We start from the raw sequence: 14,784 nt of genomic DNA, 5'->3' as shown, positions 1-14,784 counted from the left end.
AACAGGTTTTCTCATGCTCAAACTCCTGGTTCCCGTCGGTCACTCGCAGCGTTCGCTGCAGGCCGTACGGCACGCCGCGTTTCTGTATCACGAGCGATGTGCGTCCGAAGTCGTGCTGGTCAACGTGCAGCCCCCTCTCGAATCCACCCGCCTCGAAGCCTTCCACTCGCTCGCGAAGCTCCGCCAGATCGAGCATGATTTCTCCGAGGGCGAACTCGCCCAAGCCATCGGCATCCTCAAGGACGCCAACGTCAAATATTCGGTTGCGATGAAAGTCGGCCCGATCGCCGACACGATCGCCGCGTGCGCAACGGAAAACGGCTGTGACGAAATCGTCGTCGTCGCCCCGCGCCGCGATCCGCTCCACGCGATCACCCACTTCTTCCACCAAAGCATCCTCGACCGCCTCGTGCGCATCGCGAGCGTGCCCGTCACCGCCGTGCGCTGAGTCGCGCGCCGGGTCGAGGCGATGCTTGCGATAATTCGCGCTTGATCCGCCTTCAGCGACTGCCGGACGTCGCGCCTGCGCACGGCCGAACCACCGCACCATCGAACCACCGCACCATCACATAGACGCGCAAACGCGGCATGCGCCGGCGCCGTCATGGCCGCCGATGCATGCCGACGCAAGCGATTCGCCGCGAAACTAGCGCCGCTCTCCGGCGACGTCGATCCTCACGCGCCGATCCGGCGCGAGACAGGCGATCGCCTCGGCCGAACGTCCGGCAGGACAGCCGGCGCTCACCGGATCGGCCTTGCCGAAACCTTGCGCGACGATCAGATCGCCCGGCAGCCCGCGCGTCGTCAGGTACGAGCGAATCGTTTCGGCCCGCGCATGCGACAACTGGCGGTTGTATTCGTCCGTGCCGAGCCGATCGGTATAGCCCGTGACCCGTACCGAACGGATGTGCTGGTATTGCTGCTGCAGCGTGGTCGCGATCCGGTCCAGTTCCGCGCGCCCGCTCGGCAGCAGATCGCGCAGCGCCGATTTGTCGAACGGAAACAGCAGGTGGTAATCGAGCGTGAATTGCTTCACTTCATCGCTCGGCGCCGTCTGCGCCACCGGCGGCGGCTTCGGGCCGTCGGCCAGCGCCTTGCATGCCGGGTCCTTCCAGTACGTCGCTTTCACGCGATAGTGATCGTCATACTGGATCTGGTACTGGCAGGTCACGACGTCCCCCGGCCCTTGACCCGTGCGGAAATTGAACACGTAGTTCCACACGTGCACGCCGACGATGCCTTCGCTGAAATGCGGCTCGCCGATCAGCGCATAAACCTGGTTCTTGTCGAGGCCGGGCCCGATCTGCCGCAGATTCTCGGCGTTCACGAACGTACCTTCCTTCAGCCACGCGCTGTTGCGCGCCGGGAACCCGACCGAGCCGTCCGGCGCGGTGGTCGGCGCCATTCCGCATCCCGCCAGCAGCGCCCCGCAAAACCCGGCAGCCGCCACATATTTCGATATCCTGTTCATTTTCATATTGGATTCCTTATCGTTTGGACAGCCGGCGCGAAACCGGCCGTCATGCGCGACTCACCTCACCCCATCACCACTGATAGCCTGCCCCGAGCACCGCGCCCGTGCCGCCGCGCGTGCTGGTCGTGAGCGACCCCTTGTACAACCACTTGCCGTTCTCGGAAATCGTCGACACGCCGAGCGCGAAACCTTGCTGGCCCTGCCACGTCGAGCCCGCGACCGCCACCATGCTCTTGCCCGGCGCGGTCGGCTGCGGCAATCCAGCCACGGCCATCGCCGCCGCCACGCCGCCGTTCATCTCGCGCCGCAGGTGGTCGACCTTCTGATCCGTGTACTGATTGGCCTGCCCCACTGCATTGCCGATGCCGCTGTTCAACTGGTTCACGTTCACCGCATCGGTGCCGTTGACGCCCGGCGCGAGATTGGAGATCGTCCGCTCGTTGCCGGCCGAGCCGACCGACACCGTGTTCGGCGCAGTCGCGACCGAATGCGCGCCGAGCGCGACCGAGTTGTTGCCGGAAGCCGTCGCGCCGTCGCCGATCGCCACGCTGTTCGCGCCGGATGCGACGCTGCTGCTGCCCGCGGCTGTCGAGCCGACACCGCTCGCCACCGGCGGCGTATAGGTCGACGGATTGCCGGTGATCCACTGGCCCGACACGGTCTGCCCGGTGTTATTGCCGTTGTTCCCGTTGTTGCCCGAGTTCGACCCGTTCGTGATGTTCTGGATCGTTTGATTGAGCTGCGCAATCGCGCCTTGCAGCTGCCCGACGTTCACCGCGTCCGTCGCCTGCGTGCCTGCCGCGACGTTGGTGATCTGCCGCAGCGAACCTTCGAGGCCGACCGACACCGCGCCGAACGCCGTCGTGAAGCTGCTGCCCGTGATCGGATCGGTGTACGTGCCGGCCGCGCGATTCGCGACCGAACCCGCGCCGAGCGCGACGCCGCCCGCCGTGTTGACGGTCGCGTTCGCGCCGAGCGCGAGCGAGCGTCCGCCCGTGGCCTGTGCGCCGCTGCCGAGCGCGACGTCGCCCGCAATCGCCGGATTGCCGCTCACGCCCGCCGTCGCGTTGTTGCCCTCGGCGATCGAGTCCTGGCCGTACGCGACGGCAGCAGGCCCGATCGCGACGCTGTCCGTGCCCGCCGCCGTCGAATCCGGCGCGGTCGAATTCGCGTGGAAATACTTGATCCCGCCGCCGTTCACCGCGTTGTCGATGGTGCTCGCGACCGCATACAGCTGGCTGCCGTTGACGGCGTCCGTCGACGTCGCCGTGATGCGTCCCGCCGCGACGTTCGTGATCTGGCGCTCGGCGCCGGGCGCGCCGACGCTCACGACGCTCGTCGGATTCGCGCCGGCGAAACCGGATAGCGTCAGCTGGCCGCCGGACGTCGTCGTGATCGTCGCGCTGCTGGTCGGGTTGGCCGCCGCCACCGTCGTGCCGTTGCCGAGCGCGACGGAGCCGTCGAGCCCCGAGCCGATCGTCACGTTGTTGCCGAGCACGAACGCGTTGTTCGAGTTGATCGTGTTGTTGTTGCCGAACGAGTACGAGCCCGTGCCCGTGACCGTCGACGGATCGCCGAACGCGCCGGCGTTCGCCCCCGACACGACGTTGCCCGTGCCGATGCTGATCGACTGGCTGCCCGTCGCCTGCGCGCCGGAACCGATCGCGATCGCATTGACGCCGCTCGCGCTAGCAAAGCCGGACAGTGCGGTCGCGTTGTTGACGCCGGTCGCGCCGCCGATCGCGACCGCGCCTTGAGCCGTCGCTTGCGCGCCGCCGCCGACCGCGACCGCGCCGGCGCCCGACGCCTTCGAATACGAGCCGAGCGCGTTCGCGTAATAGGCGGTCGACGCGGCGCCCTCGCCGAGCGCCACCGCGCCGCTCGCCGTCGCAGTGGTGTAGCCGCCGAACGCATTCGGCGCGGCGACGTGCAGCGGATCGCTGTTGTCGCCCTGCGCGAGCGCGCCCGCGCCGATCGCGATGGTGCCGATGTCTTCGCGGCCCGGAATCGATTGCCCCGTGTCCTTCAGCGCCTGCGCGTTCGCGCCGATCGCGAGGCTGAAGTCCGGCAGCGCCCGTGCGCTGGCGCCGATCGCGGTGCCGCCGTCGCCGGCCGCTTCCGAATAGACGCCGACCGCGGTGCCGATGCGCCCCGTCGCCGTCGCGTGATCGCCGTAGGCCGAGCTGCCTTCGCCGTTCGCGTGCGCGTAATTGCCGACCGCCGTGCCGTACAGCAGCGCGCCCGGGCTGAAGGCCGGGTTGTAGAACGCCCACGGGCCCGTATTGCTGCCGGGGCCGGCGTAGGCGTTATAGCCCGCCGCATAGCTGACCTGCGCGGCGGCGTCAGCGGCCATCCAACCCATCGCCGCGCTCACCGACAGCGACATCAGCCCGAGCTTCGCCCACGACAGGCGCGACGCCCGCGAGGCCGCGGCACTTGCGCCGATGCGAGGCGCCGTCGTGACGACGCGCGTCGTCGATCCCTTGCTTCCATTCGACCCGGCAAATTCAGAAACCGCAATCAACTGGCCTCGCACCCGGCTCCAGACAACATTGTAGATTTTGTTCACTCAATATCCCCTGTGAATTTAATTCGCACGGGTCGTCAGCAGGGTTGAATTCCGAGCGCGCGGTTCGCACGACGTTGCCGCCGAATACGAAATCACGCATTGCGATTAAAATGTAAAAACCATATATATGATTTCCCGCATATCAATCGCGAACCCCGATCACGCCTCGCAGGCAGGGATATTAATAACTTTCCACCCGACCAAACTTCAAATAATCAAAAACAGTAATCCATCGAACACTAGCGAAAGAATGTGAGAAATGTAATCCACCTAACATTTCCATAAATCCCACGTCGTCAAATTTATATTCACTAATAAATGTTTTAAACTCGCCATTAATAAATCCCTGGAATGTCACTTATCGAATGCGCGCAGCGGTCCGCCCTTGGCCGGTCCGCGCGGAATCGCCGGATGCGCCGATCGCCGCAATCGATGCATCCCTTTTGCCGCTTTCGAGCCGATGCGCGCCAAAGAAAAACGGCCCGGAATGTCCGGGCCGTTTATGTTGCATTGCCAAACGTCGCGAAAATGCCGCGCTATGCCTCGAGTTTCTCGAGCACCTGCCCCTTCGTTTCGATGCCGACGAAATGCACGGTCAGCGCGGCGACGAGCGGCACCGCCGCGAGCAGGTAGAACGCCGGGCTCAGATCGCCACCGACGATGGCGCGCGGCACCACCATCGGCGCGACGAACGACGCAATCTTCAGCCACGCGCTGCCGAGCCCGCAGCCGGCCGCTCGGATGCTCGTCGGATACTGCTCGGGCGTGTATACGTAGGACGTGATGAAGCCCGATGCCATCAGCCCGAGCGCGAGCGAGCAGAACGTCGCGACGACGTACACCGACGACGCGTGATAGATCCCCGCGAACGCGAGCGACAGCGCGCACAGCACGAACGACCAGACGATCACCGGCTTGCGGCCGACCACGTCGACGGCGAGCGCCGACACGAGCGAGCCGACCACGCCCATCACCGAGCCGATCACCGCCAGGTTCAGCGCGAGCTGCAGCGGCGCGTGGTAGAAGTTCTTGTAGATCGTCGGCAGCCACGTCGACAGCCCGTATTGGATGAAGCCGCACGTCGCCCACAGCGTCGCGATCGCGAGCGTGCGCTTCAGGTAGGCCGGCCCGAACAGATCGACCATCCGGCGCTTCGGATGACTGCGCACGAGCGCGTCGAACTCGCTCGCATGCGCGACGGGCGGCAGCGGCCCTTTCACCGCCGATTCGAACACGTGCAGCGCGCGCCCCGCCTCGTCGAGCCGCCCCCGCGACGCGAGCCAGCGCGGCGACTCCGGCACGAGCCGCGTCAGCACGAACGCGAGCGCAAGCGGCATTCCTCCGATGAAATACATCACTTCCCAGCCGAAGCGCGGCACGAGCCACGCGCCGAGCGCCATCGACGCGAGCAGGCCGATCGGAAACACGATCTCGTACAGCAGCACGAAGCGGCCGCGGCCGTGCGCGCGCGTGATCTCGTTGATGTAGGTCGCGGCGACCGGCAGCTCTCCGCCCAGGCCGAGGCCCTGCAGGATGCGCAGCAGTACGAATGCTTCGAATGTCGAAGCGAATCCGCAGGCGATGCTCGTCACGCCGATCACGGCCGAACTCCACGCGATCGCGCGCACGCGGCCGTGCTTCTCCGCGAGCGCCGGAAACAGGAACGCACCGAGCAACTGGCCGATCGCGCCGGACGCGATCAGCATCCCGACCTGATTCGGCGACAGCCCCCATTTGTGGATCAGCAGCGGCAGCGTCGCGGCGATCGTGATCACGTCGAAGCCGTCGAAGAAGGTGGCGGTGCCGATCAACACGCGCGCGCGGATCTGCATCGCGTTCGCGGGCAGCCGCTCGAGGCGGGCGATGATCGCGCCCGGGGTCGCGGCGGTCGCCGCCTGCGCCGCGGCCCCGCCCGCGACGACGCTTTCCAGTGTGCTCATGCGTGTGTTCTCCTCCATGTCGTCGTTCTCGTCGGTCAGGCAAGCGCCTTCGTCGTGTCCGCCAGCGCGGCGACGTCGATCGCGCGCCCCTGGTTCATCCATTTGCGCGCGAGCTTCAGCTCGCGCGCCGAGTTGATCGCGATCACGCCGCGCAGCGCGCCGTCCGTCAGGAAGAACAGCGTCGCGCGCTTTGCGGCGACGTCGCCGCGCACGACGAGCTGCGCATCGGCCGGCAGGTCGCCGAGAATCTGCAGGTTCACGTCATATTGATCGGACCAGAACCACGGAATCTCCGCATACGGCGCGCGCACGCCAAGCACCGCCTTCGCGGCCGCGATCGCCTGGTTCTGCGCGTTCGCCCACGATTCGAGCCGCACGCGGCGCTTGAGCCACGCGTTCGGATGATTCGCGACGTCGCCGCACGCGAAGATCGCCGGATCGCTCGTCGTTCCGTATTCGTCGACGACGATGCCGTCTTCGACGTGCAGGCCCGCCTCGGCCGCGAGCGACGTGTTGAGCGCGAGGCCGATTCCCGCGACCGCGAAATCCGCATCAACGGTCGTGCCGTCGGCGAGCGCCGCGCGCACGCGGCCGGCGTCGTCCGGATGCGCGCCGAGCGACGCGAGCGACGCGTTCAACCGCACGTCGGCGCCGTTCGCACGATGCAATTCGAGGAGAAAGTCGGACACGGCGTCCGGCACGGAGCGCGCGCAAAGGCGCGGCGCGCCTTCGACGACGACCGCGTCGACGCCTAGCTTGCGTGCGGTCGCCGCGACCTCGAGCCCGATCCAGCCGCCCCCGATCACGAGCACGCGACGGCTCGCGCGCAGCTTCTCGCCGAGCGCCACGGCCTCGTCGAGCGTGCGCAGATAATGAAGGTTAGGCGTCTTGACAATCGATTCCGGCAGACGGCGCGGCGCGCCGCCCGTCGCGATCACGAGCCGATCGTATTCGACCTCGCGGCCCGACGCCGCGCGCACGACGCGCCGCACGCGATCGATCGACGCCGCGCGCTCAGGCTGCCATGCTTCGACGCCGAGCGCGCCGAATTCGTCGGGCTGCACGACGCGCACGGTCGAGAGGTCCGCATCGCCCGCCAGCACCGCCTTCGACAGCGGCGGCCGCTCGTAAGGCAGATGCGTTTCGTCGGCGATCATCACAATGCGGCCGGCGAAACCTTCGCCGCGCAGCGTCTTCACCACCCAGCCCGCCGCCTGCCCGCCGCCGATCACGACGACGGTACGCGGCGCGGCGAGCGCTTCGGCATTCGCTTGCTCAGTCATCCTTACGCTCCGTCATGAACTTGCCCTCCGGCGCCTTCGCGTTCTTCTGCCGGCGCGTGTTGCCGTCGAGGCCGCCGTCGATCGCCCACTCTGCGAACACGGTCGGGCCCGGCTCGAACTCGCGCGGCTGCCACGCGGGCGTCAGCATGTCCTCGTCCGCGTAGTATTCGATGAGGCCGCCCGCCGGATTGCGGAAGTACCAGAAATACGCGGATGACACCGGATGCCGCCCCGGCCCGAGCTGCGTCTCCCAGCCGCAGCGGCTCACGTGCATGCCGCCGCCGAACACTTCGTGAATGTCGCGCACCGTGAACGCGACGTGATTCAGGCCGCGCTTGGCCGTAGGCAGCGCAAGCAGGAACAGGTCGTGGTGGCCGCCGTGCGGCGCGCAGCGCATGAACGCGCCGCGGCCCGGATAGCGGTCCGACGTCTCGAAGCCGAGCAGCTCGTGATAGAACGCCTCCTGCTCCGCGAGCCGGTTCGTGAAGAACACGACGTGCCCGACTTCGATCGGCTCCGCACGCTCGTAGATCGCGGCCGGCTGATCGACGCGCAGCGTCTCGCCCCACACGTTCGGCAGCGAGCCCTTCACGTCGATCGCGCGCTTGCGCGTCACCTCGATGCGGATCGCCATGCCGTTCGGATCGATGCAGCCGATCGCGTCGTCGGTCTCGTAGTGGCCCGGCTGGCCCGCGAGCCTGCCGCGCAATGCGTCGAGCTCCGCCCGCGTGCCGACGCCCCACGTCACCTCGCGCAGCGTCGGGCCGGCTTCGAACGCGGGCGGCAGCGACGGCTCCCGCGCGTCGACGGCGAGCACCGTGCAGCCGTTCATCGTTTCGAAGCGCGCGTGCGCGTCGTCGCACGCAATCTCCTTCAATCCCCAGTCCGCGAAGAAGCGGCGGCACGTCGCGAGATCGGTCACGCCGTAGGTAATCTGTTCGATGCCGAGAATGCTCATTCGATGATCCTTTGCGTCAGTTCGCCCACGGCAGCGGCGATTCGTTCAAGCCCCAGTAGAGGCTCTTTTGCTGCATGTACTCGCGAATCCCGAGGCTGCCCTTCTCGCGGCCCATTCCGCTTTCCTTCCAGCCGGAAAACGGCGTCGAGATCGAGAACTGCTTGTACGTGTTGATCCACACGGTGCCCGCGTCGAGCGCGCGCGCGATGCGCCATGCGCGCTTGTAGTCGCGCGTCCAGATGCCGGCCGCGAGGCCGAACACGCTGTCGTTCGCTTCGGCGACGAGCGACGCCTCGTCGTCGAACGGCAGTGCGACGAGCACCGGCCCGAAAATCTCTTCCTGGCAGATTCGCGCGTGGTTCGACAAGCCGTCGAGGATCGTCGGCAGATAGAAGAAGCCCGCGTCGCGGCCTTCGCCCGTCGGCCGCTCGCCGCCGCACAGCACGCGGCCGCCTTCGTCGCGGCCGAGCGCGACGTAACGCTCGATCGTGTCGCGATGCTGCGCGGTGACGAGCGGCCCCATCTGCGTGCGCTCGCTCGCCGGATCGCCGACGCGCAGCTTGCGCGCCGCGTCGACGAGCCGCGCGACGAACGCGTCGTAGATCGCGCGCTGCACGAACAGGCGCGAGCCCGCGATGCACGATTCGCCCGACGAGCTGAAGATCCCGAACAGCACGCCGTTCACCGCGTGATCGAGATCGGCGTCGTCGAACACGATCGTCGGCGACTTGCCGCCCAGCTCGAGCGACAGCGGCATCAGCTTCTCGGCCGCGAGCCGTGCGATCCCTCGGCCGACTTCGGTGCCGCCCGTAAACGACACCTTCTTCACGAGCGGATGGCGCACGAGCGCGTCGCCGATCACCGAGCCCTTGCCAGGCAGCACCGAGATCACGCCGGGCGGCACGCCCGCCTGCTCGCAGAGGCGCGCGAGCGCGAGCGACGCAAGCGGCGTCACCTCGGCCGGCTTCAGCACGACCGCGTTGCCCGCCGCGAGTGCCGGGCCGAGCTTCTGCGCGTCGGAGGCGATCGGCGAATTCCACGGCGTGATCGCCGCGACGACGCCGAGCGGCTCGTGCACGCTCATCGACAGATAGTCACCGCGCGACGGCGTGAGCGCCTCGTCGAGCGTCTCGGCGGATGCGGCGAAGTAGCGAAACGTGTTCGCCGCGCTCGCGACGAGCGCGCGCGTCTCGCTGATCGGCTTGCCGTTGTCGCGCCGCTGCAGTTGCGCGAGCGCCTCGTGATTCGCGTGGATCAGATCGGCGATCCGGTACAGCACGCCGGCGCGCTGATGCGGCTTCAGGCCCGACCAGTTCGCGCGACGCCATGCGGCGTCGGCGGCCTCGACCGCTTCGTGCGCGTCGGCCGCGCCGGCCATGTGGATCTCGGTGTTGAGCGAGCCGTCGGCCGGATAGAAATTCGGCGTCGTCGCGCCGCGGCCGCGGCGCCATTCGCCGCCGATCAGGATCTCGCTCGTCGGCACGAGGGAAGAGTCGAATGCAGTCATGATGATGGGTGTCCTAACCGTTCAGATCACGCAGTGCGACGCGCGGTTGCGCAGCGCGCGAATCGCGCTGAACGCCGTCAGCGCGGACGTCTTCGGGTTGTCCGGCAGCGGCTTGCCGCTCATCTCGATCGACATCTCGCCGAACGCGCCGCGCGCGACGATCCGGTGCACGTTGCGCGTGAGCGCCGGATCGGCGATCAGGCGCACCTTCGTCGCGTCTAGCCCGACGCCCGCGAGCGCGACCGTCGCCGCGACGTTCGCGTTTTTCGGATAGAGCCGCGCCGCGTCGCGTGCGCTGCCTTCGAAGATCGTCTGCTCGGACGTCATCGCGCGCAGGTCGCAGAGCGCCTCGGCCGGCGTGCCGAGCCAGCCGAGCGGCGGCTTGCGGCCGATGTACAGCACTTCGTCGAGGCCGCCCTGCTTCGCGGACGCGAGCGCGTCGACGCCGCCGATCGCGCCCGACAGCAGCGTGAGCGTCGCGCCGCCTTCATCGGCCGCCTCGGACAGCGCGTCGAGCAGCGCGAGATCGGACAGCGCGCCGATCGACGCGACCGCGCAATCGGTGCCCGCCTTCAAGAGCGGCACGACGTGGTCGACGAGCGCGCCGTGCCCCGCGCATTCGAGCGCGAACTGCGGACGGTACGCGAGGGCTTCGACCGACGACACGACGTCGACGCGCTCGCCGAGCGCGCCGCGCACCGCGTCGCATTGATGCTCGGGCACGATCACGTGCGCGACGCGCAGCCCGGCGTCGTGCTCCACCGCGCGATAGACGGCCGCGCCGATCGCGCCGAAGCCGATCATCGCGACGTCGACGGGAGCGTGTGCGTTACGCATATTGGCGCTCCGCGGGCGTGTCCTTCTTCACGGGCGGGCCCGCGAACGCGGTCGCGAACGAGCCGATCGACAGCATGTCGACTTCGACGAGCACCGGGCCTTCGTGCGCGAGCCCTTCGCGAACGATGCGCTCCGCGTCGTCGAGCGACGTGATCCGGTGATGCGCGAGGTTCAGGCTCGCGCAGAACTGCGCGAAATCCGGCTGATGCAGATCGACGTAGCAGCGGCGGCCGCCGTACTGCGCGTCCTGGATGTTGCGGATCACGCCGTAGCACTGGTCGTTCATCAACACGATCATCACGTTCGCGTTTTCCTGCACGGCGGTCGCGAGCTCGCCGACGTTCACCATCAAGCCGCCGTCGCCGACGAGGCACACGGTCTTCGCCGCCGCGCCCGAGAGCGCCGCGCCGATCGCCATCTGCATGCCCTGGCCGATGCCGCCGCCCAACGCGTGCACGCCCGCGCGCGGCTCGAAGATCTGCAACAGGCGGTTGCCCCACGTGCTGTTCGAGATCGTCACGTCGCGCACCCAGTTGTAGTCGCGGCCGACCGCCTGCTGCAGCGTGTCGACGAGACGCTTGTACGGGCCGAGCCCCTTGCCCACGTCGGCCGCCGCCGCCTCGCGCGCGGCCGCGAGATCGTCGACGAAGCGCGGATCGACGGCGAGCTTGCCTTCGAGCCGGTCGGCGAGCTCGGCGAGCACGCGCTTCGCGTCGCCGTGCACGAACAGATCGTTGCGATAGCCGCGGTTGTCGGCGAGCGCATCGGCATCCACGCGGAAGAGCGGACGCGGCAGCGCGAGCTTGTACTTCAGCGTCTCGTTGCCGCGCAGCCGCGAGCCGACGACGACGATCGCGTCGCAGGTCTTGTAGAAGCTCTCGACGGCCGCGTGCACGTTGAACGCGCCGAGCGTCGCCGGATGGTCTTCGGGCAGCACGCCGCGCCCCTGCACGCTCGTGACGACGCCGAAGCCGAGCGCGACGAGCCGCTCGACCTCCGCGCGCGCATGCCGCGCGCCGCCGCCGAGCCACAGAAGCGGCCGGCGCTTGTTCGCAAGCGCGTCGGCGAGCTTCGCGACGCGCGCGCTGTCGTGCTCGCGCACCGCGACGTGCGGCGGCGCGAGATCGTCCGGCCATTCGATCTCGGCCGCCTGAATGTCGATCGGAATCTCGACCGACACGGGGCCGCTCGGCGCGGTCATCGCGACGCGCACGGCTTCGCGGATCGTCGGCAGCACGGTCTCGACCGTGCGCACGCGATACGCGGCCTTCGAGATCGCGTTGAGCATCGACAATTGATCCGGCGCTTCGTGGATGTACGCGAGATCCTGATCGAGGTAAGGCGTCTCGATCTGCCCGGTGATATGCAAGAGCGCGGTGCCCGCCGTCAGCGCTTCGACCATCGCGCCCGCCGCGTTGCCGGCGGCAGTGCCCGTGCTCGTGAACGCGACGCCGAGGCCGCCCGACACGCGCGCGAGGCCGTCCGCCATGTTGACGGCGCCGGCTTCGCCGCGCGCGCCGACGTAGCGGATCTTGCCGCGCGTATGGATCGCGTCGAGGATCGGCATGTTGTGAATCGAGATCACGCCGAAGGCGGTCTTCACGCCGCATTGTTCGAGGAAGGCGGCGATCAGCTCGCCCACCGTGGTCGTGGTTTTGTTAGACATGGCGTGCAAAGCCTCCTGATACGTCGATATGGCTGCCCGTCGTGTACGACGACAGATTCGTTGCGAGATAAAAAAGCGCCCAGGCGGCCTCGTCGGGCCGGCCGAAACGCGCAAGCGGAATGTTCTTCTTCGCGGCGAGCGCGGCCGTCCACGCTTCCCACGATTCGCCCGGCCGCGCCTGCGCCTCGTGGCGCCGCCGCCACTGCCCCGATTCGACGATGCCGATCAGGATCGAGTTGACGCGGATGCGCTCGGGCGCGAGTTCGGTCGCGAGCGACTTCACGAGGCTCAGCACGCCCGCGCGCGCCGACGACGTCGCGACCATATGCGGCTCCGGCTGCAGCGCGAGCAGCGAATTCACGCAGGTGATCGTCGGCGCGGCCGATGCGCGCAGCAGCGGCAGGAACGCGCGCGTCGGGCGGATGATGCTGAAGTACTTCAGTTCGAGCTCGTCGCGCCATGCGTCGTCCGTCGTGTCCGCGAACGTCGACACGCGGCCCTGGCCCGCGTTGTTGACGAGCATGTCGGCGCCGCCGAAGCGCTCGGCGACGGCCTGCGCGAATGCGTTCACGTCGGCCTCGTCGAGCACGTCGCAGCGCGCGGCGAGCACGCGCTCGCGCGGGAATTGCTGCACGAGCCGCGCATGCGCGCTCGCGAGCCGCTCGTCGCTGCGGCCGCATATCGCGACCGACGCGCCCGCGCGCAGAAACAGCTCGGCGCTCGCGTAGCCGATGCCGGACGAGCCGCCCGTCACCACCGCCACCTGCCCGCTCAAATCGATCTGGATCATCGCAATCCCAAAGCCTTCAAATAGGTGTTTTCGTCGTCGGAACGGTAGTTGAGCCGCCGCGACAGCTCCGCCGCCGCGCGCAGCACCTTGTCGATCAGCCCGTCGGCGACGAGCGATGCGTCGATCTCGGGCCTCGGCACCGTCACCGTGACGACCGCGACGATCTTCCTCGCGTCGTTGCGCACGGGCGCGGTGACGACCGAGATGTCACGCTCGAACGCCGAATTGCCGATCCCGTAGCCGCGGCGCGCGTCGTCGCGAATCACGTCGAAGAGCGCGTCGAGGGTTTCCGGCGTCGCCTTCGTCACGCGCTCGAGCTCCCGTTCGGGGTACAGCGCGCGCAACTCGGCGAGCGACAGGTCGCCCATCAGCACGTGACCGTGCGTCGTCGCATGCGCGGGCAGGCGCGTGCCGACGTTCACCCGCACCGAGCCGAACGCATGCCCCGCGTTCTGCGCCTTCGCGACGAACACGACGTCGCGGCCGTCGCGGATCACGATGTGCGTCGTGAAGCCCGTCGCGTCGCGCAGCCCCTCGATCACCGGCAAGCCGAGATCAGTCAGCTCGAGCGAGCTCAGATACTCGAAGCCGAGGCGCAGCACCGCAACCCCGAGGCGATAGTTGCGATCCTTGTCCGCGCGCTCGAGAAAGCCGAGCGATTCGAGCGTCTGCAGCAAGCGGAACACCGTCGTGCGCGGGATGCCGAGCCGCTTCGACAGCTCGGGCGCACCGAGCACCGGCTCGCGCGGCGAGAATTCGGCGAGAATCCGCAGCCCGCGCTCGAGCCCAGGTACTACGTAGTTCGAATCATTCTTCGCGTCGTCGGCGTCTTTCAGCAGCGGCTCGCTCATGGCGCACCTCGCGATCCGTCGCATTGACGGCAAAATGCGTCGATCAACGCGCTGTACGCATCGGGCGCTTCGACATAGCCCGCGTGGCCCACGCGCGGAATCACCTGCAACCCGACGCCCGCCGCCTGTGCGATCCGCTCGCATGCGGCGGGCGGCGTGATCGCGTCGTTCGCGCCGGCCGCGACCGCGATGCGGCCGTGATAATGCGAAAGATCGGACGCGAGGTCCGCGTTCGCGAGCAGGTGCGTCGCCTGCGCATAGCCCGCGGGCACGATGCGCGCCATGTTCCAGCGCACCCACGCGCGCGCCGCGTCGCTCGCGTACGCGGACAGCATGTTCGCGCTGCGCTCGTCGGCGAGCCCTTGCGGGCCGAGCGCCGCGAGCAGCGCGAGCCGGCTGTCGCGCCGCTCGGCGCGCACGTCGGCGGGCGCGCTGCCGTAGCCGCCCGCGGGTGAAATCAGCAGCAATCCTGACAGACGCTCGCCCGCGCGCCGCGCGAACGCGCCCGCGACGATCGCGCCGAGCGAATGGCCGACAAGCACGCAGCGCCCGATCCGCAACGCATCGAGCCATGCGCCGAGCGCCGCCGCGTAATCGGCCGCGACGGGCGAATCGGCCGCGACGCGCGACGAAGCACCATAGCCGGGCGCATCCCACGCGAGCACGCGGCGCGTCGCGCCGAGCGCATCGAGTTGACGCACCCACGACGCCGCGCCCGATCCGATCCCGTGCAGCAACACGACGGAACAGCGCTCGCCGTGCGCGTCGCCCGCCTCGCGGTAGCCGATCGTGCCTGCGGCGCCCGCGTCCGCGCGGCGCTCGGCAAAGCAGCCGAGCAGCTCCGCGAACGGTTTCGCGCTGGCGTCACCAGCCGGCCTGGAAATTGCGCTCATCGTCGTCGTCCGTGCC

12 protein-coding genes are annotated in these 14,784 nt (G+C 68.4%); 1 reads left to right on the top strand and 11 read right to left on the bottom strand.

All coding sequences use genetic code 11. The annotated features are described in order from the left end of the window. Positions 1-13: 13 nt before the first annotated feature. Positions 14-448, top strand: a complete 435-nt coding sequence (locus X946_RS03490; protein WP_038744113.1) for a universal stress protein — start codon at positions 14-16, stop codon at positions 446-448. Positions 449-646: 198 nt separating this feature from the next. On the opposite strand, the gene X946_RS03485 is transcribed toward X946_RS03490, so the two are convergent. The 11 genes from X946_RS03485 to X946_RS03435 form a co-directional block, all read right to left on the bottom strand. Beyond that, a complete protein-coding gene (locus tag X946_RS03485) occupies positions 647-1,477 on the bottom strand; it encodes an OmpA family protein (protein WP_038744111.1) in 831 nt (276 codons plus the stop codon). A 67-nt stretch (positions 1,478-1,544) separates the two neighbouring features. Beyond that, positions 1,545-4,010: a YadA family autotransporter adhesin gene (locus X946_RS03480; protein ID WP_052144994.1), complete on the bottom strand. Its 2,466-nt coding sequence runs from the start codon at positions 4,008-4,010 to the stop codon at positions 1,545-1,547. A 569-nt stretch (positions 4,011-4,579) separates the two neighbouring features. After that, positions 4,580-5,983, bottom strand: coding sequence for an MFS transporter (locus X946_RS03475; protein WP_038744203.1), 1,404 nt, complete (start codon positions 5,981-5,983; stop codon positions 4,580-4,582). 35 nt (positions 5,984-6,018) lie between these two features. Further along, complete coding sequence (locus tag X946_RS03470) at positions 6,019-7,266, bottom strand: NAD(P)/FAD-dependent oxidoreductase (protein ID WP_038744108.1); 1,248 nt, start codon at positions 7,264-7,266, stop codon at positions 6,019-6,021. Then, positions 7,259-8,224, bottom strand: coding sequence for a VOC family protein (locus X946_RS03465; protein WP_038744106.1), 966 nt, complete (start codon positions 8,222-8,224; stop codon positions 7,259-7,261). The genes X946_RS03470 and X946_RS03465 overlap by 8 nt, the downstream gene beginning before the upstream one ends. A gap of 16 nt (positions 8,225-8,240) precedes the next feature. Further along, positions 8,241-9,731 carry an aldehyde dehydrogenase gene (locus tag X946_RS03460; protein ID WP_038744103.1) on the bottom strand — a complete coding sequence of 497 codons (1,491 nt, stop codon included), beginning with the start codon at positions 9,729-9,731 and terminating at the stop codon, positions 8,241-8,243. A 21-nt stretch (positions 9,732-9,752) separates the two neighbouring features. Next, positions 9,753-10,568, bottom strand: a complete 816-nt coding sequence (locus X946_RS03455; protein ID WP_038744102.1) for an aspartate dehydrogenase — start codon at positions 10,566-10,568, stop codon at positions 9,753-9,755. Further along, the gene (locus X946_RS03450) at positions 10,561-12,234 is read right to left on the bottom strand and encodes a thiamine pyrophosphate-binding protein (protein ID WP_038744099.1); all 1,674 of its coding nucleotides are present in this window, start codon (positions 12,232-12,234) and stop codon (positions 10,561-10,563) included. Before X946_RS03450 ends, X946_RS03455 begins: the two co-directional genes overlap by 8 nt. Then, positions 12,227-13,024, bottom strand: a complete 798-nt coding sequence (locus tag X946_RS03445; protein ID WP_038744098.1) for an SDR family oxidoreductase — start codon at positions 13,022-13,024, stop codon at positions 12,227-12,229. Before X946_RS03445 ends, X946_RS03450 begins: the two co-directional genes overlap by 8 nt. Further along, positions 13,021-13,875 (bottom strand): IclR family transcriptional regulator, encoded by an 855-nt coding sequence (locus X946_RS03440; RefSeq protein WP_038744096.1) that lies wholly within the window; start codon positions 13,873-13,875, stop codon positions 13,021-13,023. Before X946_RS03440 ends, X946_RS03445 begins: the two co-directional genes overlap by 4 nt. Further along, entirely contained in the window at positions 13,872-14,768 is an 897-nt protein-coding gene (locus X946_RS03435; RefSeq protein ID WP_038744094.1) for an alpha/beta fold hydrolase, read from the bottom strand. Before X946_RS03435 ends, X946_RS03440 begins: the two co-directional genes overlap by 4 nt. Positions 14,769-14,784: the final 16 nt, after the last annotated feature.

The organism is Burkholderia sp. ABCPW 111, assembly GCF_000773065.1.
In the GTDB taxonomy this organism is placed as follows: domain Bacteria; phylum Pseudomonadota; class Gammaproteobacteria; order Burkholderiales; family Burkholderiaceae; genus Burkholderia; species Burkholderia savannae.
The sequence above is the reverse complement of the archived record's forward strand: the minus strand, read 5'-3'. Positions and strand labels throughout refer to the sequence as shown.

Bases quoted from the DNA above. Each gene is read 5' to 3' on its own strand.
- X946_RS03475 (WP_038744203.1), bottom strand. From the start codon at position 5,983: ATGAGCACACTGGAAAGCGTCGTCGCGGGCGGGGCCGCGGCGCAGGCG.
- X946_RS03450 (WP_038744099.1), bottom strand. From the start codon at position 12,234: ATGTCTAACAAAACCACGACCACGGTGGGCGAGCTGATCGCCGCCTTC.
- X946_RS03490 (WP_038744113.1), top strand. From the start codon at position 14: ATGCTCAAACTCCTGGTTCCCGTCGGTCACTCGCAGCGTTCGCTGCAG.
- X946_RS03470 (WP_038744108.1), bottom strand. From the start codon at position 7,266: ATGACTGAGCAAGCGAATGCCGAAGCGCTCGCCGCGCCGCGTACCGTC.
- X946_RS03465 (WP_038744106.1), bottom strand. From the start codon at position 8,224: ATGAGCATTCTCGGCATCGAACAGATTACCTACGGCGTGACCGATCTC.
- X946_RS03445 (WP_038744098.1), bottom strand. From the start codon at position 13,024: ATGATCCAGATCGATTTGAGCGGGCAGGTGGCGGTGGTGACGGGCGGC.
- X946_RS03435 (WP_038744094.1), bottom strand. From the start codon at position 14,768: ATGAGCGCAATTTCCAGGCCGGCTGGTGACGCCAGCGCGAAACCGTTC.
- X946_RS03460 (WP_038744103.1), bottom strand. From the start codon at position 9,731: ATGACTGCATTCGACTCTTCCCTCGTGCCGACGAGCGAGATCCTGATC.
- X946_RS03485 (WP_038744111.1), bottom strand. From the start codon at position 1,477: ATGAAAATGAACAGGATATCGAAATATGTGGCGGCTGCCGGGTTTTGC.
- X946_RS03440 (WP_038744096.1), bottom strand. From the start codon at position 13,875: ATGAGCGAGCCGCTGCTGAAAGACGCCGACGACGCGAAGAATGATTCG.
- X946_RS03455 (WP_038744102.1), bottom strand. From the start codon at position 10,568: ATGCGTAACGCACACGCTCCCGTCGACGTCGCGATGATCGGCTTCGGC.